A 23,482-nucleotide genomic window follows, 5' to 3' on the forward strand; every position below is an offset into this window, starting at 1 on the left:
TCCCAAAACAGGAACCGCTGCAAAATACAGACGTATATTTTGCAGCGGTTCCTGTTTTCTTTATTCTACGATCCAGCTTTTTACATCTTTTGCCAGTGCGTATTTCTCCAGATATTGTTTGCCGGATATCAGCGCCTTTTCCAGATCCTGATTCTCCGAAAAAGAATAGATAAGCGTAAGCACCTCTTTTGCATCCTCAGTTATCATTGCCCTCTCAGAATCACTGGTAGAGCTGCCGATCGCCCCCTTTTCATCCGCAAGAACCGGAAGATGATCGATTTTAATTTCTTCTTTTCCGATTCCCTTATATGTCTCTCCTTCTTCCCCGATACGAAATACCAGCTCATCTCCGATATGCGCGATATCGTATGAACCTACAGAAAATCCGGATTCAACAGAGATCAGATTATTCACATCTACAACTGTATTCACCTCATACAGTCCCTTTCCCTGACCGATCCTGCGGATCAACGCTTCCGAAGACACGCGATATCTGCTTGGATCTTTTCCAAACGCTTTATATGCTGCCCGTGATTCTTTAATGTTCGGTATCTCATTGACGCCGTAATCAAAGATCGCATCTTTCGTCCTTTTATATATCTCTTTCTTCAAATATTTCCACATCTCTTCATTCTTTTTTTCAACTGTAACCTTATATTGCAGGCATCCCACCCGCACAGCCGGCCAGTGTTCTTTCATATTCCTGTCAATCACAAGCTTTTTTTCCATATTTATCACTTCCCTTAAATTTTCCTTCATTATATCGTTTCTTTTTTTCAGACACAACTTGTTTTTACAAAAAAGAAACTGTAATATAAAAGTAACTACTTTAAATGCTTTATAAAGGAGCTTACATCATGGATTTACGTAAATGGAAAATATTTCTCTCAGTTGTTGATCACGGAAATTTTACAAGAGCGGGTGAAGAACTCGGTTATACCCAGTCAGGTATCACACAGATGATGAAATCCGTAGAACAGGAAGTCGGATTTCCTCTCTTCCATAAAGGACACCACGGGGTATCTCTCACTGCTGCAGGTGAAGAACTGCTTCCTGCCATCCGTAATCTTCTGTCGGCAGATGAGTGTCTGAATCAGGAGATATCCTTCTTAAAAGGCGCCAAAAAAGGAACTTTAAAAATCGGCACTTACGTAAGCTGCTCGATCCACTGGATCCCTGAGATTATACAGGAATTCCAGAAAGAATATCCTGAGATTCTCTTTGATATTATGGAAGGAGGAGAAGCCGAGCTGGCTGACTGGCTGGAGAATCATAAAGTAGATATAGGATTTACCAGCTACCACTTGAATAAAACCTATGAATTCATTCACGTGTTCAATGATCCCATGTATGCTGTTTTTCCAAAAGGTCATCCATTTTCCCAATATGACGTCATTCCCATCGAATGGTATCAGGATGTTCCTTTCGTTGTCTCCGACTACACATACGGCAACGATGTACGCCGGATCCTGAAAGAAGCAGATGTACGTCCGGACATAAAATATACAACCAGCAATGATTTCACCGTAATATCCATGGTAGAGCATAACCTTGGAATCACCATTCTTCCATCTCTTGTTCTTCGGGGACTGAGCGGCAACTTTGAAAAGCGTCCGCTTACGCCCGCCTGTCACCGGGATCTTGGAATGGCCGTTTCTTCTGTAAAAACGATGTCTCCGGCCATGAAGATATTTATCAAATACGCCAGAGAATATCTGCTGGATTAATACAATATTACACAAAAAAGATGACAATCAGATTCCCACACTGACTGTCATCTTTTACATATTCCATCCATTTGTGAAATGATGCTTTTTCATACTGCCATTACACTTTTAATGGTTTTATCTGTGATTGCCCATACATACAACTGCCAGAATTCCCGGACCAGTGTGACCGCCGATTACCGTTCCGACATTATTGATGATGAACTTTTCTACTCCCATCTTTTCTCTCACCAGATCTGCAAGATACTCTGCATCTTCCAGACAGTCTCCATGAGGAATCATTACAATGTCATTCTCAACACCTTCTGAGGCTTCCATTGCCATATCTACAAGCCTGCCGATCGCCTTTTTCCTTCCTCTTTCCTTACGGATCACTTCAAGCTTTCCTTCGTTATCGAGATAGATGATTGGTTTGATCTTTACCATTGATCCCAGCACCGCAGAAGTCTTTGAGATTCTTCCGCCTTTCTGCAGATGATTCAGATCATCCACCATAAAGAAATGGCAGACTTTCAGTTTATGATCTTCCACCCACTGTGCAACCTCTTCCATGGTCTTTCCCTCTTTTTGGAGCTCCAACGCTTTATAATCGATCATACCCTCTCCAAGGCTTGCACATAATGTATCAACTACCATAATTTTTCTCTCCGGATACTTTTCCCGAAGTTCCTCCGCAGCAATTCGCATGCTGTTATATGTACCGCTCAGACCGGAAGAAAAAGCAAGATGCAGAACATCCTTTCCTTCCTTCAGAATCGGTTCCAGAATCTCCATCGCTGCTTCCGGATTCACCTGAGACGTAACTGACATCTCGCCGGCTCTTAACCTTCCGTAAAATTCTTTGGAAGACATGTCAAACATGTCCCGGTATGTCTTTCCTTCCATCGTAAAACTCAATGGAATCACCGGAATGTGATTCTCCCGGATCCAATCTATCGGCAGGTCAGCCGTACTGTTAATCGTAATCACATAATCATTCATTCTCTTTTCCTCCTTGTGCCCTCTTATCTTATCATCTCATTACATATTACGCAAAACCTTTTTCATTGTAACTGCGAACAATATTCCTGTCGTGGTCACGGATATAAAATCCGCAATCGGTTCCGCAATATAGATTCCCAAAACTCCCATATATTTCGGAAGTATGATCGCAAGTGGTATCAACAGAAACACTTTCCGAAGCAGCGCGATGAATAAAGATACCTTTGCCTGGCCAAGAGCCAGAAATACAGTCTGACATGCCGACTGTATTCCAAAAATGGAAATCACAAGAAAATATACAGGCATATAAGTACATGTCAATTCCACAAGTTTTTTATTATTCGTAAATATCATTGCATATACATGTGGCTTCAAAATAGCAATTCCTGCAAGAATCAGCGTACCCAAAAGACAGCTCAGAATCAGACGCCAGATGGTACCTTTCACTCTGTCTTTCTTTCCCGCACCATAATTATAACTGATGATCGGCTGTACTCCCTGTGTAATCCCCTGAATCGGTATAATGATCAACTGCATGATACTCATCATAATCGACATCGTTCCTACGTAGAGATCCCCACCGTACTGCTGAAGCCCGGAATTCAATGTAATTGTCACGAAGCTTTCCGTACTCTGCATAATAAACGGAGAGATACCAAGTCCGGCAATAAGCTTCACCACATCTTTTTGCAATCGAAGATTCTGAACTTTCAGGCGCATAACACTCTTTTCCGACACAAGAAAACGGACCACCCAGACAGCGCTGACTGCCTGTGATATGATCGTTGCAAGCGCCGCTCCCTTTACTCCCATATCCATCACAAATATCAGCACCGGATCCAGGCAGATATTCACCACAGCGCCGATCAGGACAGACAGCATCGCAATCTTCGCCTCTCCCTGCCCGCTGATAAATGAATTCAGTCCGAGTGCAAACTGTACAAAAACCGTGCCAAGAAGGTAGATTCCGATATAATCCCTTGCATATGTAATCGTCGTATCACTCGCACCAAATGCATATAAAATCGGCGTTTTAAAAACAGAAAATCCAATCGTCAGAATAATAGAAAACAATATCAGCAGTCCGGCGGAATTTCCCAGAATCTCCTCCGCTTTATCCGGATGTTTTTTCCCAAGCTGTATAGAAGCAAGTGGAGCACCTCCCATCCCGGCAAAAGCACTGAATGCTGATATCATCAAAATAATAGGAAATGTAACGCCAACTCCTGTCAGCGCTACATCCCCGTATCCATGAATATGTCCAATGTAGATCCTGTCCACAATATTATATAGCAGATTAATAAGCTGAGCCGCAACCGCCGGCATTGCAAGGGAAACCATCAGCTTTCCAAGAGGTGCAGTCCCAAGCCGTTCATCTTTGTTTCCTTTCATCATATTACAATCCCTCTTTTACAAATTATTTCTCAACGTTGTATTTTAGCACACTGTTCCTATATTGTCCAACGCAATATAAACTTCTGCAGTTTCTGCACTAATTTAACTTGACATTCAGATAACTTCTGCCAGACAGTGTTTTATTAAAACAAATGCTGCATATGATCAGAATACTTCCGGCAGCAAATCCAATCCAGTCAAACAGTGCCGTAAGTATCAGAAGCTCCAGACGCATGAATTTCAATGCATAGCCAAGTTCAAAATTCGGCTGTGTGTAATTGGCCACCGCCACAAATGCCATATAAAGCATAACTTCGCTGTTGAACCAGCCGGAAGCCACCGAAAATTCTCCCATTACCAGACCCGCAATGACACTGAGCGGTGTACTTAACATACTTGGTGTATTCAGTGCTGCCAGTCGAAGGCCATCTATCGCAACTTCCAGAAGGAGAAGCTGCCAGATCAGAGGAATGTTGACCGTATCTTTTACCGCAACAAAAGCAAACACCTGTGGAAGCCAGTTCAGGTTCTGCATAAAAAGCAGAAATACCGGTGTCAGGAAGATTGTCATCAGATTGATAAGTCCTCTGGAAACCTTAAGATACACGCTGGTCAGAGTCGGGAAATAATAATCATTTGCTTCTTCAATCATATCATAGATCGAAGTCGGCAATATCATTGCGGACGGAGAATTATCCACCAGAATGACAACTTTTCCTTCCAGAAGACAGGCTGCAGCCGTATCCGGCCGTTCTGTAAACTTGAATTTGGGAAACGGATTGTACCATTTCCGCTTAAAAAGGCACTCTGCCAGGCTCTGCTGATTCATCCTCAGATCATCCGTTTGAATTGCCTGAATCCGGTTGGATACATTTTTCAGAAGCTCCTGATCCACACGATCACTCATATAGCAGATTGCCACGTCTGTACGGGAGCTGTCTCCCACTTCTGTCATCTCCATCACAAGATGAGGATCACGAATCCGCCTTCTCATCAGCGCTGTATTAAATACAATCGTCTCCACAAATCCATCTCTGGAACCACGAAGTGCCTTATCTTTATCCGGCTCCTCCACGCTTCTAGCAGGATAAGTTCTGCAGTCAATCGCAATACACGCCTCATATCCGTCAATAAACACACATGTTACACCGGATAATACATTCTTCATCACCTGATCAAAATTCCCCAGAACATCTACTTCAACATATGGAACGCATTCTCTTGAAAAACGCGTTGCATCCGGCGGCATATCTTCTTTGGTTACTTTCATCAATGAATCCATGATCTTGAGCATCGTCTCATCTTTTGTAAAACCATCAATAAAATAAAAAGAAGACATTCTGCCTCCAATCACAATGTCTCTCTGTATCATATCAAAACTGTCCTTCAACGGGAGCACCTGATTCATATATGCGGCGTTTTCCTCCCGTGAGGCAGCTATCTTCTTATTCAACTGTTCGCGTGTCCTGTGACCTTCCATCATTCATCCCACCTTCTTCTTTTTCTGGGATATAGGATGTCCAGAATACTCATTATTATACATCTGTCTATATTATGATTTACTTTCCTGTCGTACTTCCAAATCCGCCATTCCTGATACCGGTCGCTTCATCATCCATCGTAATTCCATATTCCATGAAAATTCCCTGCATGAATCCTGTGCCGGCCTCAATTTCTATTGTCTTATCTTCATTGGTATCATTGGTAATCTTGGCAAATATGTGTCCCTCATTATCCGAATAATAATAATCGCTGTCAATGATTCCAACCGTATTATTCAGCTGCAGGCGATATTTAAATCCGAGCCCGCTTCTCGGATAACACTGAAGCACCCAGTTTTCTTCCATCTTCACCCGTATTCCTGTAGGAATCTTCGCTGTCATTTTAGGAGCCAGAACGATCTTTACCGGTGCATAGAAATCATATCCTGCAGATCCTGACGTTGCTCTCATTGGAAGCCTGATACTCTGATAAACTGCTTCTATCTCCTTTTCTTCCGCCTCTCCAAATGCATCAGTATACCCTTTTTTAAACTGATCATAACTGACTTTATAGAACTGTGCAATTCTTTTTGCCATCTTGCTGTTTCCTTTCTCCATACACACAGAGCCCGTTAATTGCCACACTCTATACTGATCTCATTGAACAGCTTAAGTACATCATCAACTACGATCTGTGCCTTTTCTTCTCCTTTTTTATCGAGTATTACTTCTCCCTGATGCATCATGACAAGACGATTTCCGTATTCAATCGCATACCGCAGATTATGAGTTACCATGATCGTCGTAAGCTGCTTTTCTTTTACGATCCGATCTGTCAGCTCCATAATCAGCTCCGCAGTTTTGGGATCCAGGGCCGCTGTATGTTCATCAAGAATCAAAAATTCAATCGGAGTCATCGTTGACATGAGAAGAGCCATCGCCTGGCGCTGACCTCCGGACAGAGATCCTACTTTTACATTCAGCTTATCCTCCAGTCCGAGATTCAGTTGTCTGAGCTGATCACGATAGTAATCGATCCTTGCTTTGTTTGTACCTCTTCCAAGCCCAAACGTCTTTCCTTTATTGTCAGCAAGAGACATATTTTCCAGAATCGTCATGGACGGACACGTTCCCATAGCCGGATTCTGGTATACCCGGCCAATTCTCGTATTTCTCTTATATTCTTTTTGTTTTGTAATATCTTCTCCGCCAATCAGTATCTGTCCCTGCTCTATCGGAATGCTTCCGCAGATGATATTGAGCATGGAAGTTTTTCCGGAACCGTTACTTCCGACAACTGCCATAAAGTCTCCCTTTTCAATTGTCAGATTGAAGTCCTGAAACAGACACATCTCGTTGACAGTGCCCGGATTATAATACTTATGGATTCCTCTTAATTCAAGCATTCTTATTCACCTTCGTCTTTCTTTCCATGCTGATGATCAAAATGATCAGGAATAACACTGCAGTGATCAGCTTCATTGCCTGTGGTTCAAAGTTACGAAGCGCAATCGCCACACATGCCTTATAGATCACAGACCCGATCAAAACTGCAGATGTCGTTTTTAAGACAGAAAACTTTTTGAAAATGCTGGTTCCTATAATTACACTCGCCAGCCCGATTACCATAGCTCCGGTACCCATGGAGATTTCAAATACCCTCTCCTCCTGCGCAAATATACACCCGGCCAGAGATACCAGTCCGTTTGCAATCGCAAGACCAAGGATCTTTACATTGCCCTGATCCTTTGCAAGGGATACAACCAGTGTATCATTATCTCCGACTGCTCTGAGAAGGTATCCTGACTTTGTCTGAAGATACAGATCAAGTAATACCTTACATATCATAGCAAGAATCAATATAATAATCAACGTAATATATGGAGACAATACCTCCGGTACGATCTGATCCAGCAGGTCATTATGAAAAATCGTTTTCTGTGAAAACAACGGAACATTCGACGTTCCTGCGATGTAGAGATTGATGGTCCATAATGCCGTCATCATGATAATTCCTGATAACAGATCTCTGACTTTACATTTGATATGAATCAGTCCGGTACAGATTCCTGCCAGAACACCTGACAAGAATGCCAGAAGCAATGTCAGGTACGGGTTGATTCCACGCGTGATAAGGGCAGCTGTAATCGCTGCCCCCAGCGGGAAACTTCCATCGACTGTAAGATCCGGAAAATCCAGAATCTTATATGTGATATATATACCAAGTGCAAGAATCCCATAGATCAGTCCCTGCTCTAATATGGATATGATAAAACTCATGAGGCGCCTCCCAAAACATACTATTTATTCTGCAGTAATCTCGCTGAAGCTTTCCACTGCTGTCTCTGCCAGTTCATCCGGAACTGTAATTCCAAGATTTTCTGCAACCTTTAAGTTTACATAAAAGCCCGGTGTTGTAATCGTTTCAAAATCTATTTCTGATGCTTTCTTTGCACCTTTTAAAACCTGTGCTGCCATCTTACCAGTCTGTTCACCGAGAGCGAGATAATCAATTCCTTCTGCTGCAAGACATCCGATTTTTACCTGTTCAATTTCGCTTCCAAATACAGGAACATTCTTTTCATTTGCCTTTTCCAGAATTGTTGGAAGAGATGCAACCACCGTATTATCTGTCAGGTTTGTGATACAGTCTACCTGGCTTACCAGGTCATCTGCTGCAAGAGCTACATCTGCTGTAGATGTGATTCCTTTTTCTACCAGCTCAAAACCATATTTTTCTACCAGTTCCTCATACTCCTTTATTGCGGATACAGAGTTTGCTTCACTTGTTGTATACATGATTCCCAGTTTCTTTGCATCCGGAAGCATTGCACGGATCATTTTTAACTGCTCTTCTACAGGAAGCTTATCAGAAGTACCTGTCACTTCTCCAACCGGCTTTCCATCTTTTCCTGCAAGTTCTGCAGCAATAGGATCGGTAACTGCTGTATAGATAACCGGAATACCTTCATTCATAGCTGCATTATATGCACTTTGTGCAGTCGGTGTCGCAATCGCGCAGATCATATCCACTTTATCAGATACAAAACCATCTGAGATCTGCTTTGCATTTCCCATATCAGCAGTTGCATTCTTATATTCTACCGTCAGATTTTCACCTTCTACAATTCCTTCTGACTCCAGGCCATTTAAGAATCCTTCCCGGCAGTTATCCAGAGAACCGTGTTCTGCAAACTGAATAATTCCCAATGTGTAAGATTCCTCTGCTGTTTCACTTGCCGTATCCTGAGATTTTCCACATCCAGACATCATTGCCACTGCCATTGCTACTGTTAATAATCCTGCTACTACTCTTTTTTTCATTGTTTCGTTCTCCTTTTCTTTGTTAAACTATTTGATGTTGTGGAATGCATAAGCCAGCATCCACCTGTTAGGAGAGAAAGTTGAGATGAGCACAGACTTTAGCTCATTGTACGCGTAAATAAAAGACCGCCCCAAACCTACAGGTTTGAGGCGGTAATTATATCATAAATTATCGCGGTACCACTCAAATTGACGAATCGTCCACTTTCCTCATGTACTAACATACACTCCTGATTGATAACGGGTTCGGTTCCCGACATACTATACTTTCCTGTTAATACGGATTTCCAGCTGCCCTCGAAAGGCCATTCACTTACCGATCTCATACAGCACTCCCACCACCTGCTGCTCTCTGATATGTCACACTGTAAGCTACTCTTCTTTCTCAACGGTTTATGTATTCTTTTTATGATAACTACTTTACTTCAACAAAGTGCATTTGTCAATCCAAAGTTACTATTTTTTGGTCATTATTAATCTTTAATGATCGGAATCGGTGTATCATCCTTTGCATCCAGATCATTGATATACTTCTTTGTATCCTGTACCATCTGATTTGACAGAAGCAATACTGCCACAAGGTTCGGAATAGCCATCAAAGCATTCAGAGTATCTGCGATCAGCCATACAAGATCCAGCGCTACGATCGGTGCAATCGCGGCAACGATGACATACAGAATACGATATGGAATCAATCCCTTCTTGCCCAATACGTATTCAATACAACGCTCTCCGTAATATGCCCATCCAAGAACGGTAGAATATGCAAAACAGATAATACCAAGTGTCAGAATGATAGGCCCGATCACCGGAATCTGTCCAAATGCAAGTGATGTCAGCTGTCCTCCGTTATCCACAGAATCTGCATTGATAGAAGGATTTTTCATAATCGTAGTTACAAGTACAAGACCTGTCATCAGACATACAACAACCGTATCCCAGAATGTTCCGGTAGAAGATACCAGCGCCTGACGAACCGGATTTCTTGTCTGTGCTGCTGCTGCTGCGATTGGAGCAGAACCAAGACCTGACTCATTAGAAAACAGTCCTCTTGCAACGCCAAACCGGATTGCCATTGTAATACCTGCTCCTACAAGACCACCTGCTGCTGCGCCCGGTGTAAATGCCAGTTTACAGATAACGCCAATAGCAGGAAGGATGTAATCATAATTCATACCTAAAATGATAATACATCCGATTACATAGAATGCCGCCATAAATGGAACCAGTTTCTCGCATACACCTGCAATTGACTTAATTCCACCAAAGATAACGACTGCCGTAAGAACTGCAATCACGATACCAACGGCTACCGGCGGAATATTGAAGTTGGTCTTACATACTTCTGCGATGGAATTAACCTGTGTGGCACATCCAATACCAAAGGATGCGAGTCCTGCAAAAAGTGCGAACAACATTCCAAGCCATTTCATATTCAGCCCTCTTTCCAGCGCATACATTGCACCGCCCTGCATACGGCCGTCTTCTGTCTTAACTCTGTACTTTACAGCAATATAAGACTCTGCATACTTCGTAGCAATACCGAATACACCTGTCAGCCAGCACCACAATACAGCTCCGGGTCCTCCAAGAGCAATCGCCGTACCTACACCAACGATGTTACCAGTTCCGATCGTTGCCGCAAGAGCAGTCGCCAGGGCTCCAAACTGTGATACTTCACCCTCTGCTTCCGGATCCTTGGTAACAGACAACTTGATACCTTTTGTAATGGTATACCTTTGAATGAACCCGGTCCGTAATGTCAGAAATACATGTGTTCCCAGTAACAGGATGATCATCGGCCATCCCCATACAACACCGTTAATAGCATTTACTACAGAATTAATAGCTTCCAGCATACTATTCCCCCTTTTCTCTTTTTTTCTTTGCTTTGTACATGCACTTTTTGTTTCAATGGCTATAATAATACAAAAGAGTATCGGCAGCTGCTGTCGGTACTCTCTTAATGTATCACCTAATTAGATTGTACCTTAATATATTGAATATTTCAATAATTGTTATTAATTAAACATATATTTCGTTATTATAACCATTTTCGCAACACTATTCTTCACATATTTGCTCGTTAAATAAATAACTTGACATTATGTTGGAATTTTCAGACTATTTTTAAACACAAAAAACTCCCGGGAGTTCCATCCTTGGAGTTTTTTTCTTATCTTCATTACATGTAATTTACGAATATTTTATCATAGAGATGTATGATTATGCAAGTCTTTCTTTTCAAACAGATGTATCCGGCACTTTCTCCAAAGCATTTCCTTTATCGCTCAGATGGCGGTTCCACTCTGAGCTTTACAAGTTGCTCGGCATGTTGCTGCAGCTGATCCTGATATGCGAGATTTTTATATCTTTTTATCTGTATTTTCGTTGTTCCCATCCGATCTGCAACCTGATCTTCAGATGCTCCATATGCAAATAATGTAACTGCACAGCTGTTTCGCACACTCTGAGCGCTATAATGCGGGATTCCTGCTTTCTCTTCATATCTTCGCATCATGCGGCTGATATACATCGGATTCAATGGATTTCCCCTTCTGTTGCAAAACAGATAGGTCTGAGATCTGATTTTTTCATCCGGATTTCGCTCTTCCAAATATCTTTCCAAAATTCTGCACACATCTTCCGGAATATAGCATAATCTTTTTCTTCCCTGAACTAATGCATACATTCCGTTCGCATACCATGCCAGATCTTCCATTTTCAGTTGCATTACTTCTGTAGATGTAAGACCCATGCGAAGAAGAAAAGTCAGAACACAGTACTCCATAAGATTATCTTCCGCTGCTTTTAAAAGTTTATCCATATGCACAACCGGAACTGTCCTAGCATATTTTTCCTGCTTCGATAATTGCCGAAGATATGGGGAGTACTCATCCTGATATTCCTCTTTCACTTTGTATTTTTCGCGATTTTCACACACATACTCAGCAAAAGAATGAAGCTCCCGAAACTTTTTTGACATTGTTGCGGGTCTTATCTCTTTCTGTTCTACCTTATGTTTCAGAAAGTAAAAATATTCCTGTATCTCATACTTTTCAATTTCAAGAAAATCTTTATGAAAATACTCCATGATCTCTGATATATCAGTCCGGTAAGATGCCTCTGTCGTATGACTTTTAAAATGTGCAGTAAAATCCGGCCATATTACTTGACTTACAAGCCGCGATGCGTATAGGCTGTTCATTTTTATCCCTCCGCCTTGTTGAATGTCCGCGCAAGCGGACCATCCACATATATGTTATAAGTATATATCATACTATAACATAATTCAAGTAAATCATAATATCAGATATCCATCAGAACAAAAAAACAGCACCTTCGGAAGTTTATTCTTTTCTTCCGTTGGTGCTTTTATATTTTACTTGTCCCCATAATGATATCTGCATGCTAAGATATATACATTATTTTCATCAATCTTATAGATCAATCGGTCTTTGTCATTAATCCGTCTACTCCAGAATCCAGATAAATTTCCAGATAACACTTCAGGCTTTCCGATTCCTTCATTCCCATTTCTACAAATATCTTCTATAAGAATATTTATCTTTTTCAGTGTTTTTCTGTCTTCCGTCTGCCAGTATACATAATCTTTCCAACCGTTTTCAGTAAATACTTTATTCATCCGCGTCTGCCTCTATAAGATGATGTGTTGAAATATTTCCATTCTCTAACTGTGCTTTGGATTCCATCAGCCAATCATAATTTGCTTTATTTCCCATAATATAAACATTTTCCATCAAATTATTATAAGATTCTTCCGAAAGCATTACCACATTTTTATTATCCTTCCGGGTAACAATCATTGTTTCATAATCATCCGTAACTTTGTCCATGTAAGATTTCATATTTTCACGAAGTGTCGTATAATTCACCGCTAACACGATATGCACCCCCTATTCACGTACAGTTTTCTGTACACATATTATATCGTACATTATTCTGTACGTCAACACTTCTATTATATATTATGCCCCTTTTCTTAATCGTTACTCTGGATTTAAAAAGGTGTTCCCATCAAATCATAAGGCGTTACCTGATAGACATAATAATTCAGCCAGTTTGTATACAGATTATTCGCTGTAGCTCTCCAGGTAAGCAGTGGTTTATTGTCCGGATTATCATCCGGATAGTAATTTTTCGGAATCTCTATCGGAAGTCCCTTTCCCAGATCCCGTTTGTACTCACCATCCAGAGTCACTCTGTCATACTCCGGATGTCCCATCACAAAGATCTGACGTCCATCTTCTGCCATTGCAAGGAAAAGTCCTGCTTCCTCTGATTCTGCAAGTACCGTCAGTCTCTGATCCGCACGAATCTGATCCATAGGCACTTCTGTATGACGTGAATGTGGTGCCAGGAAAACATCGTCAAATCCTCTCACGAGTGGAATCTTACGATTCAATACCCTGTGCCAGAACACCCCGAATACTTTTTTATCCATCTGCACCTTATTAATTCCATAATGATAATAGATTCCGGCCTGCGCTCCCCAGCACAGATGAAGTGTTGACGTAACATTCGTCTTCGTCCACTCCATAATCTCTGTAAGTTCATCCCAGTAATCCACTTCTTCAAACGGAATCTGTTCCACCGGGGCACCTGTAATAATAAATCCATCAAATTTCTGATTCCTGATTTCCTCAAATTTCTGATAAAACTTGTTCAGGTGACTGAGAGACGTGTTTTTCGCCTGATGACTTGATACCATAACAAAAGTCACATCCACCTGAAGCGGCGTGTTCGATAAAGATCGCAGAATCTGGAGCTCTGTATCCTCTTTCAGTGGCATCAGATTCAAAAGCCCGATCTTGATCGGACGGATGTCCTGATGCGTTGCTCTATGCTCATCCATTACAAATATGTTTTCACTTTCAAGTATTTCCTTTACCGGAAGATCATTCTGCACTCTGATCGGCATAATCACTATTCCCCTTCTTCTTCATTATTTTCATTCTTTTCATCCCGTTCATCTTCATCCGTTCCCGGCTGCGGGTGAACATAATCATCGCAGCTGACCTGTGACTTCAAATGAACATACTTTCCATTGTTATCTACATAACTCATCGTATCATAATATCCCGAATCTGCCGGAAGCTTCTTCTTTTCCAGCCGGTTATCCAGAATCAGTTTTACAATGTAATACAACACCGCAAATGTCGGTACCCCCATCAACATACCTAAGAATCCGAACAGACCTCCTCCCAGGAGAATGGCCACAATTACCCAGAATGCAGACAGACCGGTAGAGTTACCAAGGATCTTTGGTCCCAGAATATTTCCGTCAAACTGCTGCAGGATCAGAACAAAGATAATAAAATATAATCCCTTGATCGGATCAGACAACATGATCAGAATTGCACTCGGTACTGCACCGATATAAGGTCCAAAAAACGGAATCACATTCGTCACACCTACAATCACGCTGACCAGAAGTGTATAAGGCATATTCATAATAGAAAGACCAAAGAAGCATAATACTCCGATAATTGCTGAATCAATCATCTTGCCGATAATAAACCCTCCAAATATCTCATTGGTCTTCGTAGCAAGATGAAGTACGATATTGGCATGTTCAGAAGTAAGAAGTGCATAGACACCCTTCTTCGCCTGGCAGGCAAACTTCTCCTTTCCGTACAGCACATAAATGGATACGATCACCCCGATCAGTGCATTCACCAGTTCACTCAGCAGATTGATCACCCCAAATGTCAGTTGTGACATCACTTCATTTACCATATCCATAAGGTCTGTTCTGAGCCAGTTCTGAAAGGTCGCTGTTCCCTCCTTAAATGCTGCCTTCATAACAGTTGTCATCGCTGAATCATCCAGGGTCACATTGCTGAATCGATTTACAAGTTCATTCAGCTGTCCCGGAAGCGTGATGATCAGATTCCGGATACTGGAATACAATTCCGGAATCATCAGATTACACAAAGCTACAATCAACACGACCAGCAGCACCAGCGCTGTAAAGATACCGGCACCTCTGGAAAGTGATCTGACCCGTTCTTTGTTGTTCATCCTTTTTTCCAGAGCCGGTACCAGCAGATTGTCCACCGTCTTTACAATCGGATTCAGAAGATAGGCAATGATACATCCATAGATAATTGGCTTCAGTACATCCATGATCATGGTTACAACCCTAGATATTGCCTCAATCCTCAGCATTGCAAAATAGAACAGAATACAGACAAGAACCACCAGAAAATATGTCATTCCTCTGTTAAACTGCTGTCGCAGCTTTGACGGTCCTTTACGTCCGATCTTGGGACTGTTCGAATAATATGTATTTTCATCGGATTTATCCTTGCTCATATCTATCATCTTCCTTTTCATTCAAACAATTAAAATAATTATACTCTTCTTCTAAATTTGCGTCAATATAAAAGAGAAGTCCTGCGACTTCTCTTTTCCTTATCTTTCTTTTTCTAACATCCACACTTGAATGTGGCACATTCTGTCTGTTCGCACTGACATGCATTACTTCCTTCTACACTGATCTTTCCCGCATGACATTTACATTCCTTATTATACATGCATTCTGTCGCTTTACAGTCAATATTGCTCCTGGAAGATGCTTCATTTCCTGTCACATCTGTGTATGAAGACCCGTTTTTCCGTTCTTCAAAGCTGTCACAACAAGTCTCTTCGGACCGTTTTGCAGAACTTCCTCCAACTACAATACTGTCCAGATTACAATAGAAATTCTGATTATGTGTACATGTCTGTACGGTACATTTTAATTCTGGCATAATATTACCTCCTGTTTTCATATTTCAAAAGTTATTATGCCAGATTTTTTATCTTTTATTCGAGCTGCTCCAGAATCCGTAATTAATCTTCTTTTACAGTTTCACGCTGTGTCTTGGAAGCAATTTCCTCTTTGATATCAGCAATAAATGCATCCAGGGATTTCTGTCCTTCATCTCCTGCAAAACGGCTTCTTACAGAAACCAGATCCTGCTCCTCTTCCTTTGCTCCGACTACCAGCATATACGGAATCTTATTCATCTGTGCCTCACGGATCTTATAACCGATCTTTTCAGCTCTTTCATCAATCTCGGCACGGATTCCTGCCTGATCAAGTGCTGCCAGAACCTTCTTTCCATACTCCATATACTTGTCAGAGATCGGAAGTACCTTTACCTGTACCGGCGCAAGCCAGGTTGGGAACGCACCCGCAAAGTGCTCAATCAGGATACCGATAAAACGTTCAATGGAACCAAACGCAACTCTGTGGATCATGATCGGACGATGCTTTTCTCCGTCCGCTCCTGTATATTCAAGATCAAAACGCTGTGGCATCTGCATATCCAGCTGAATCGTTCCACACTGCCATGTTCTTCCGATGGAATCTTCCAGATGGAAATCGATCTTTGGTCCGTAGAATGCTCCGTCTCCTTCATTTACCACATATTCAAGTCCCATGTCATCCAGAGCACCTTTCAGACCTTCTGTAGCCATCTCCCAGTCTTCATCACTTCCCATACTGTCTTCCGGACGAGTAGAAAGTTCAACGTGATATTTAAATCCGAAAAGGCTGTACACTTCATCGATCAGTTTTGTAACACCCCTGATCTCATCACGTATCTGCTCAGGCATCATAAAGATGTGTGCATCATCCTGATTAAAGCAGCGTACACGGAATAATCCATGCAGGGCACCGGATTTTTCATGTCTGTGTACCAGACCGATCTCTCCCATACGAAGCGGAAGATCCTTATAAGAGCGCGGCTCAGACTTGTACACCAGCATACCGCCCGGACAGTTCATCGGTTTTACAGCAAAATCCACGTCATCAATCACTGTTGTATACATATTATCTTTGTAATGATCCCAGTGTCCGGAGTTTTCCCAGAGATGTCTGCTTAAGATGATCGGTGTGGAGATCTCCACATAACCATTCTTCTTATGCAGATCTCTCCAGTAATCCAGCAGGGTATTCTTAAGCACCATTCCCTTCGGAAGGAAGAACGGGAATCCTGGACCTTCGTCACACATCATGAACAGTCCAAGCTCTTTTCCCAGTTTTCTGTGATCACGCTTCTTTGCCTCTTCGATCATATGCAGATATTCTTCCAGCTCTGCTTTCTTCGGGAATGAAATACCATAGATTCTGGTCAGCATTTTATTTTTCTCACTGCCTCTCCAGTAAGCACCGGCAAGACTTGTGAGCTTAAATGCTTTTACTGTCTTGGTAGACATCAGGTGCGGACCTGCACACAGATCTACAAATTCTCCCTGCTGATAAAAACTGATTTCTTCTCCTTCCGGAAGATCTTCTACCAGCTCTACTTTATATGGTTCATCTTTTTCTTTAAAATATGCAATTGCCTCTTCTCTCGTTTTTGTAAATTTCTCGATCGGAAGAGCCTCTTTTACGATCTTCTTCATCTCTGCTTCAATCTTTTCCAGATCTTCTGCGGCAAATGGAGTCTCTCTGTCAAGGTCATAATAGAATCCATTGTCAATAGATGGTCCGATTGCAAGCTTTGTTTCCGGATAGAGGCGTTTGATCGCCTGTGCCATGATATGAGATGTTGTGTGCCAGAATGCACCTTTACCATCTTCTGAATCAAATGTCAGAAGTTCCAGTTCACAATCCTCGCTGATCTCTGTTCTGAGATCTGTAATCTCACCGTTTACCTTTGCAGCAGTTGCTGCTCTTGCAAGACCTTCACTGATATCTTTTGCGATATCCAGTACAGACATGCTTCCTTCATATTCTTTGAAAGATCCGTCTTTTAATGTAATTTTCATGATTGGTTTCCTCTCTTTTCTATAAATATTCTTTTGCTTTTCACAGGCATGAAAGGACTCTTTGAAAAGCTCCGATGATATAAAAAAGTCCCTTACAGCCTGTTGCTGTAAGGGACGAGTTCACTTTTTCTCGCGGTTCCACCCTGCTTGAACTGACATATGTACATGTCAGAACCACTTCATTCTGATGGTAACGGAATCACCGGACTGTTTTGCAGCCACTCAGAGGTAGTCTTCAGAAGGTTCCAAAACAAAAGGCTTGCAGCCGGTGGCCTTTCTCTCTGTCGTTTCTTTCCCAACCTACTCGTCTCGTCATCGTGTTTTCATATGTTATCATTATAACACCGTCAAATTCTTTGTCAACAATTTTATCATCCACATCTTCCACACTGCCAGACATTCCCTTACCATGTAATTCATGAACAGTACCGGATGACAGTCTGCCTTAACCGGACAAGGATCTGTATATCCGAGCTGCCTGGCATAACTGCATGCACGGTACAAATGAAAATTATTCGAAACAATGCCCACAGGCTCTGTTCTGTCCCCGATCAGCTCCATCGAGTACAGCAGATTCTCTCTTGTCGTTCTGGAACGTTCTTCCAGAATAATACGATGTTTCTCAATTCCATGACAGAGCAGATATTCTTCCATCGCATCTGCTTCCGTCCGTTCTTCCTTCTCTCCCTGCCCTCCGGATACAACGACTCTTGTCTTCGGATGGCGCGAAAGATATGACAGAGCACAATCCAGTCTGCGCTGCAAAGAATCTGTAATCCTGCGGCCGTTCACCTGCGCACCAAGAATAATCAGATAATGGCACTCCTTCTGACGGTTGCAGAACATCCCTCTGACAATGATTCCTTCAGTAAGCAGAAATATCCCTGCCAGGAAAGCGATTCCCACCTTAACGACATACGAAAACCCACCAACATCCACCGCTTTTGTAGCGGCAAGACAGATAATTCCTGCAATCAGCCAGAATCTTGAAAAAGTAGAATCCCATTTTTTAAGAACCGCACAGATAACCACATAATAGGTTATGCTGATGATTCCCAAAAAGATCAGAGCTATCTTCCACAGCATTTCTTATACTTTTTACCGGATCCACACGGGCACGGATCATTACGTCCGACCTTTTTCCCTTTACGGATCGTTCCTGACTCTTTCTGTTCTTTATATAACTTTTTCAGTTCTTCTTCTGAATAAATCTCTTGCCACTGCGGAAGTTCATACAGCCAGTCTGCTTTTGCTGCCACCATATTCTTATACAGTTTTTCTTTATCAAATGCAAGACTTACTACCGTATCTTCATCCATTGTCTCAATCGGATTCGCTTCTTTCAGGCTGTCGTTGATTCCATCCAGGAATCCAACCATAGTAAGAACTTCCTGTCCATACTTTTCAGCCAGTTCCTTTACGGTTCCTTTTACTTCCTCATCCGGACTGGCAAGCAGCTGTTCATAGATCTCTTTTTCAATCTGAAAATATGTGGACCAGAATCTCTGAAGCTGTCCTCTGTCCGCTTTCTCATCATATGCAATGTCATGCCACTGCTCCAATAATGTACGACTCATATTCTTATACTCCTTTGTATGCTTATATTCATTTGCAATTTTTGATTGCTCCCTATATAATATACTAAAGTCTTGATTAGATGTAAAGGATGATTCGTATGAAAAATGTAAAACGTATTCTGGCACTGATTGCCGCATTTCTACTGTTTGGCATGTATGCATGCACACTGATTTTTGCTCTGATCGGCAGTCCGAATGCTCTGAATCTTCTCTGGGCATCCATTGCCTCCACAATAATTCTTCCGGTTCTTTTATATGGTTATATGCTGGTCTACCGCCAGACCCATCAGAATCAGGACCAGGATGAAGATGACGCAAAATAGTACTCCAGAGGGGTCAGTTCTGACCCTTCCAGCATGCATCTCGTTTCTTTTTCCCTTATTTTCTTTCTTTTCGCCAGATATTCTTCCATCGATATCACTTCGTTCTTTTCGGTCTTCCATTCTCCTGTATGCATAATAATACCTCCGTTTCTATTATTTATGATCCCCCTTTGTCTTCCCGACTTTATTATTATATTTTTCATAATTGTATTATATGCATACTTTGTGTCGATATTATGTCTCTGCCCTGAAGATTTTCTAAATTGTTTCTTATAAAAATAAGAAGAGATTGCCACAAATATTTTGCAGCAATCTCCTGTTATCACTTTTTTATTTTTCTACATTTCTATAGATGATATCCGTTCTGCCCGGTCCGTTAGAAACCATCGTAATCGGATATCCGATCTGCTCTTCCACAAACTCTACATATTTTCTGCAGTTTTCCGGAAGATCTTCATAATTCTTAATTCCGCGGATGTCACATTTCCATCCCGGAAGAGTCTTAAGAACCGGTTTTGCTTTTTCCAGAAGATGCGTTGTCGGGAAGTCTGTGGTAACTTCTCCATCAATCTCATATCCCACACATACCGGAATCTCATCCAGATATCCAAGTACATCCAGTACCGTAAATGCCACATCCGTTGTTCCCTGCATTCTGCATCCATACTTGGATGCAACACAGTCAAACCATCCCATTCTTCTCGGACGTCCCGTTGTTGCTCCAAACTCTCCGCCATCGCCTCCGCGACGTCTCAGTTCATCTGCTTCCTCTCCAAAAATCTCACTAACAAAAGCTCCGGCTCCAACCGCACTGGAATAAGCCTTGCATACTGTCACAACCTTCTGAATCTCATATGGCGGAATTCCTGCACCGATCGCTCCGTATCCTGCAAGTGTAGAAGAAGATGTAACCATCGGATAGATTCCGTGATCCGGATCCTTCAGAGAACCAAGCTGTCCTTCCAGAAGGATATTCTTTCCTTCTTTGATTGCATTATGCAGATAAAGAGAGGTGTCGCATACATATGGCTCAACCATCTTCTTATATTCCTGCAGTTCCTGATATAATTCTTCCGGATCAATTGCCGGCTTATGATACAGATGCTCCAGCAGGACATTCTTCTGCTCGGCAACACGGACAACTTTTTCTTTTAACAGTTCATCATCAAAAAGCTCACTTACCTGAAAGCCGATCTTTGCATATTTATCTGAATAAAATGGAGCAATACCTGACTTTGTGGAGCCAAAGGACTTTCCGCCCAGTCTTTCTTCCTCATATGCATCAAAATTCTTATGATAAGACATTACCATCTGTGCGCGGTCAGATACCAGAATCTTCGGCATCGGAACACCTTTATCTATGATAGACTGAATCTCTTTAAACAGAACCGGAACATCCAGCGCAACACCATTTCCTATAATACTCGTCGTATGATTATAGAATACACCTGACGGCAGTGTATGCAGTGCAAACTTTCCATAGTCATTTATAATCGTGTGTCCTGCATTGGCACCTCCCTGAAATCTTACAATGATATCCGCCTCCTGGGCAAGCATGTCTGTGATCTTACCCTTTCCTTCATCGCCCCAGTTGGCGCCAACTACTGCTTTTACCATATCCATTCCTCCTGCGTTATTAACATAACTCATCGTTCATCTTATGCGGCCATAAAAAGCCACCTTGCATATTATACTATATTTTTCTTTTTATGTAAAATGCATTTTACATCGTTTCTGCAATATCTTGCAATAAATCACCTGTTTTCGGTCTTTTTTCATCCCCTCTTGGCATATACACATCTCATGGCTACATCAGCGGAGCAAACAGTTTCAGAACCTGACCCGAGATTTTAGTAAATGCCGTCATATTTTTCACCTCTGTCAGGGTCACCTTATGACACCTTACAAGAGTCTGCTGGAAATCTCTTTCCACTCTGTCTACTTCCGAATTATTATAGATGAAAACACCATTTTCAAAATGCAGATACAGGCTTCGGTAATCCAGATTGATGCTTCCTACGGTTGCCGTGTCATCATCTGACACAAATACTTTTGCATGCACGAATCCAGGCGTATATTCATAGATCTGCACACCTCCCTGTATCAGTTCTTTGTAGTATGTCTTTGCAACTGCAAATGCATACCACTTATCCGGAATATGCGGCATGATTATGATGACCTCTATTCCGCTCTTGGCTGCCCGGATCAGTGTTGTCAGCATCTCATTATCCAGAATCAGGTAGGGAGTCATAATATGCACATATTTTTTTGCATGATTCAGAATATGGAAATACACCTCTTCTCCCACATTTTCATTATCAAACGGACTGTCCGCGTACGGGATCACATACCCCATCTCCCGATAAAGTCCCCCTCTCTTAGGGGTCTGATACCTTGCATAGGTATCTACGCCCCGCTCATCCACATTCCACATCTGAAGAAAGATCATTGTCAGACTCTGTACTGCGTCCCCGCGAAGCATGATCGCCGTATCCTTCCAGTGACCAAATCTTTTTATCCTGTTAATATACTCATCCGCAAGATTTACACCGCCGGTAAATCCAACCTTTCCGTCAATGACACAGATTTTCCTGTGATCTCTGTTATTCTGTACGGTTGACACAAACGGACGGATCTTATTCGACATCTTGCACTTGATATCGTACTTCTTAAGCTTCTCCGGATAATTGTACGGAAGCAGCGTAAATGCGCACATTCCATCATACATGAAACGTACTTCCACACCTTGCTGCGCTTTCTCAATCAGAATATCCAGAATCGTATCCCACATATATCCTTCTTCTACGATAAAATATTCCATAAAAATAAATTTTCTCGCTTTTTTCAGTTCCTCAACCATACATTTGAACATATGCTCTCCCAAAGGGAAATATCTGATCTCTGTATTGCGATAAGTTGGGAATCCCAACTGATGAGAAAGATAATAGGACAGCTGAGCATTTGCCGATTTGCTTGCACGCAGAGCATCTACGATCTCCGGATCCTGTTCCATAAAAAGATCTGTCTCTACTTTCAGCACAGCGTGCCGGTTTTTCATATATCTCGTTTCTAACTGAAGCTGAACGTAGATATAAAACAGAGTTCCCACCACTGGCAATGCCAGAACCAGCAGCATCCACGTCATCTTAAATGCCGGATTTCCTTCAGAATTAATGATGTAGATCAGAACCACAATTCCAAGAATGGTCAGCGCGCCATAGATATAAGTTGCGTATTCCTGCAGAGAGATCGTTACATTTACCAATACTCCTATTTGCAGTAATATCAGGAGTACAAAAATCCCCGCTCTACTAAATACGATCTTGAACAATCCTTTCTTTGCCGTTCGTTTCGTTTCACTTTCTTTCTTCAATTCCTTCTCCTTCTTTCAATCCTTTCTCAACTTCGAATATATTGTACAGTGTACCACACTTTCATTTTCTTCTCAACTTACAGATATTTTATTTTATTTTTATAGGAAAAAGTACACAATATGTGATATGATAGAGATAATAATCGAAAGGAGTTCATGATCATGGAAAAATGGATTAAAAAAATATTAGGACTCGCTGCTGCTGGCGGTGCAATTGCAGGACTTATCTATTATTTTAAGAAAAAAGAAAACAGTGAAGAAGACGACTTCTCTGATGATTTCGAAGATGACGACTTTGATCTTGACAGTGATCTGCAGCCGGTAGACCGCGAATACGTCAACCTGAATACCGCTCCAAAAGACGAACCTGCTGAAAATGAAACGGCAGAAGAAGAGGCCGGAGAAGTGCCTGCAGAAGAGACGGAAGAAGCTGAGGAAATGACCGCAGAAGAAACGGAAGAAAAGGCCGAGGAAGCAACTGTAGAAGAGACGGAAGAAAAGACTGAGGAAGCATAAT

General features: G+C 41.8%; 24 protein-coding genes and 1 other annotated feature. Of the genes, 3 read left to right on the forward strand and 21 right to left on the reverse strand.

The annotated features are described in order from the left end of the window. Positions 1-60: 60 nt before the first annotated feature. Positions 61-729 carry a phenylalanine--tRNA ligase beta subunit-related protein gene (locus ABE547_RS05960; RefSeq protein ID WP_347377905.1) on the reverse strand — a complete coding sequence of 223 codons (669 nt, stop codon included), beginning with the start codon at positions 727-729 and terminating at the stop codon, positions 61-63. Between the two features lie 128 nt (positions 730-857). On the opposite strand from ABE547_RS05960, the gene ABE547_RS05965 reads away from it, so the two are divergent. Then, positions 858-1,727: a LysR family transcriptional regulator gene (locus tag ABE547_RS05965; protein ID WP_347377906.1), complete on the forward strand. Its 870-nt coding sequence runs from the start codon at positions 858-860 to the stop codon at positions 1,725-1,727. A 117-nt stretch (positions 1,728-1,844) separates the two neighbouring features. Here the strand turns inward: ABE547_RS05965 and ABE547_RS05970 are convergent, their stop codons facing one another. The 17 genes from ABE547_RS05970 to ABE547_RS06050 form a co-directional block, all read right to left on the reverse strand. Then, complete coding sequence (locus ABE547_RS05970; protein WP_347377907.1) at positions 1,845-2,708, reverse strand: DegV family protein; 864 nt, start codon at positions 2,706-2,708, stop codon at positions 1,845-1,847. 39 nt (positions 2,709-2,747) lie between these two features. Then, a complete protein-coding gene (locus tag ABE547_RS05975) occupies positions 2,748-4,100 on the reverse strand; it encodes an MATE family efflux transporter (protein WP_347378024.1) in 1,353 nt (450 codons plus the stop codon). A 100-nt stretch (positions 4,101-4,200) separates the two neighbouring features. Then, positions 4,201-5,586, reverse strand: coding sequence for a spore germination protein (locus tag ABE547_RS05980; protein WP_347377908.1), 1,386 nt, complete (start codon positions 5,584-5,586; stop codon positions 4,201-4,203). A gap of 76 nt (positions 5,587-5,662) precedes the next feature. After that, entirely contained in the window at positions 5,663-6,181 is a 519-nt protein-coding gene (locus ABE547_RS05985; protein WP_347377909.1) for a deoxyuridine 5'-triphosphate nucleotidohydrolase, read from the reverse strand. Positions 6,182-6,216: 35 nt separating this feature from the next. Beyond that, positions 6,217-6,990 carry an ATP-binding cassette domain-containing protein gene (locus tag ABE547_RS05990; RefSeq protein WP_347377910.1) on the reverse strand — a complete coding sequence of 258 codons (774 nt, stop codon included), beginning with the start codon at positions 6,988-6,990 and terminating at the stop codon, positions 6,217-6,219. After that, complete coding sequence (locus ABE547_RS05995; RefSeq protein WP_347377911.1) at positions 6,983-7,864, reverse strand: ABC transporter permease; 882 nt, start codon at positions 7,862-7,864, stop codon at positions 6,983-6,985. Before ABE547_RS05995 ends, ABE547_RS05990 begins: the two co-directional genes overlap by 8 nt. Positions 7,865-7,888: 24 nt before the next feature. Then, entirely contained in the window at positions 7,889-8,908 is a 1,020-nt protein-coding gene (locus ABE547_RS06000) for an ABC transporter substrate-binding protein (protein WP_347377912.1), read from the reverse strand. Between the two features lie 143 nt (positions 8,909-9,051). Beyond that, positions 9,052-9,306 (reverse strand) — a binding site (T-box leader). Between the two features lie 75 nt (positions 9,307-9,381). Then, complete coding sequence (locus ABE547_RS06005; RefSeq protein ID WP_347377913.1) at positions 9,382-10,767, reverse strand: sodium:alanine symporter family protein; 1,386 nt, start codon at positions 10,765-10,767, stop codon at positions 9,382-9,384. A 425-nt stretch (positions 10,768-11,192) separates the two neighbouring features. Next, entirely contained in the window at positions 11,193-12,116 is a 924-nt protein-coding gene (locus ABE547_RS06010; protein WP_347377914.1) for a site-specific integrase, read from the reverse strand. A gap of 174 nt (positions 12,117-12,290) precedes the next feature. Continuing rightward, complete coding sequence (locus tag ABE547_RS06015; protein WP_347377915.1) at positions 12,291-12,554, reverse strand: Txe/YoeB family addiction module toxin; 264 nt, start codon at positions 12,552-12,554, stop codon at positions 12,291-12,293. After that, complete coding sequence (locus ABE547_RS06020) at positions 12,547-12,813, reverse strand: type II toxin-antitoxin system Phd/YefM family antitoxin (RefSeq protein WP_347377916.1); 267 nt, start codon at positions 12,811-12,813, stop codon at positions 12,547-12,549. The genes ABE547_RS06015 and ABE547_RS06020 overlap by 8 nt, the downstream gene beginning before the upstream one ends. Before the next feature lie 116 nt (positions 12,814-12,929). Beyond that, a complete protein-coding gene (metA, locus tag ABE547_RS06025) occupies positions 12,930-13,850 on the reverse strand; it encodes a homoserine O-succinyltransferase (RefSeq protein WP_347377917.1) in 921 nt (306 codons plus the stop codon). A gap of 5 nt (positions 13,851-13,855) precedes the next feature. Then, the gene (locus tag ABE547_RS06030; protein WP_347377918.1) at positions 13,856-15,247 is read right to left on the reverse strand and encodes an AI-2E family transporter; all 1,392 of its coding nucleotides are present in this window, start codon (positions 15,245-15,247) and stop codon (positions 13,856-13,858) included. A 113-nt stretch (positions 15,248-15,360) separates the two neighbouring features. Next, positions 15,361-15,684: a DUF1540 domain-containing protein gene (locus tag ABE547_RS06035; RefSeq protein ID WP_347377919.1), complete on the reverse strand. Its 324-nt coding sequence runs from the start codon at positions 15,682-15,684 to the stop codon at positions 15,361-15,363. An 82-nt stretch (positions 15,685-15,766) separates the two neighbouring features. After that, positions 15,767-17,692, reverse strand: a complete 1,926-nt coding sequence (thrS, locus tag ABE547_RS06040; RefSeq protein WP_347377920.1) for a threonine--tRNA ligase — start codon at positions 17,690-17,692, stop codon at positions 15,767-15,769. Positions 17,693-18,028: 336 nt separating this feature from the next. Then, the gene (locus tag ABE547_RS06045) at positions 18,029-18,778 is read right to left on the reverse strand and encodes a YdcF family protein (protein ID WP_347377921.1); all 750 of its coding nucleotides are present in this window, start codon (positions 18,776-18,778) and stop codon (positions 18,029-18,031) included. Next, positions 18,763-19,269, reverse strand: coding sequence for an SEC-C metal-binding domain-containing protein (locus tag ABE547_RS06050; protein WP_235250850.1), 507 nt, complete (start codon positions 19,267-19,269; stop codon positions 18,763-18,765). The genes ABE547_RS06045 and ABE547_RS06050 overlap by 16 nt, the downstream gene beginning before the upstream one ends. 98 nt (positions 19,270-19,367) lie before the next feature. Between ABE547_RS06050 and ABE547_RS06055 the strand changes: the two genes are divergently transcribed. Continuing rightward, complete coding sequence (locus ABE547_RS06055) at positions 19,368-19,592, forward strand: hypothetical protein (RefSeq protein WP_347377922.1); 225 nt, start codon at positions 19,368-19,370, stop codon at positions 19,590-19,592. On the opposite strand, the gene ABE547_RS06060 is transcribed toward ABE547_RS06055, so the two are convergent. The 3 genes from ABE547_RS06060 to cls form a co-directional block, all read right to left on the reverse strand. Further along, entirely contained in the window at positions 19,562-19,726 is a 165-nt protein-coding gene (locus ABE547_RS06060; RefSeq protein WP_347377923.1) for a hypothetical protein, read from the reverse strand. The two genes, ABE547_RS06055 and ABE547_RS06060, sit on opposite strands and share 31 nt — an antisense overlap. Positions 19,727-19,922: 196 nt before the next feature. Further along, positions 19,923-21,209: an adenylosuccinate synthase gene (locus tag ABE547_RS06065; RefSeq protein WP_347377924.1), complete on the reverse strand. Its 1,287-nt coding sequence runs from the start codon at positions 21,207-21,209 to the stop codon at positions 19,923-19,925. Positions 21,210-21,399: 190 nt separating this feature from the next. Further along, a complete protein-coding gene (cls, locus tag ABE547_RS06070; RefSeq protein WP_347377925.1) occupies positions 21,400-22,965 on the reverse strand; it encodes a cardiolipin synthase in 1,566 nt (521 codons plus the stop codon). Positions 22,966-23,127: 162 nt separating this feature from the next. Here cls and ABE547_RS06075 point away from each other — a divergent pair, with 162 nt between their 5' ends. After that, positions 23,128-23,481, forward strand: coding sequence for a hypothetical protein (locus tag ABE547_RS06075; RefSeq protein WP_347377926.1), 354 nt, complete (start codon positions 23,128-23,130; stop codon positions 23,479-23,481). The last annotated feature ends 1 nt before the right edge of the window (position 23,482 follow it).

The organism is Dorea sp. YH-dor226 (assembly GCF_039832105.1).
In the GTDB taxonomy this organism is placed as follows: domain Bacteria; phylum Bacillota; class Clostridia; order Lachnospirales; family Lachnospiraceae; genus Dorea_A.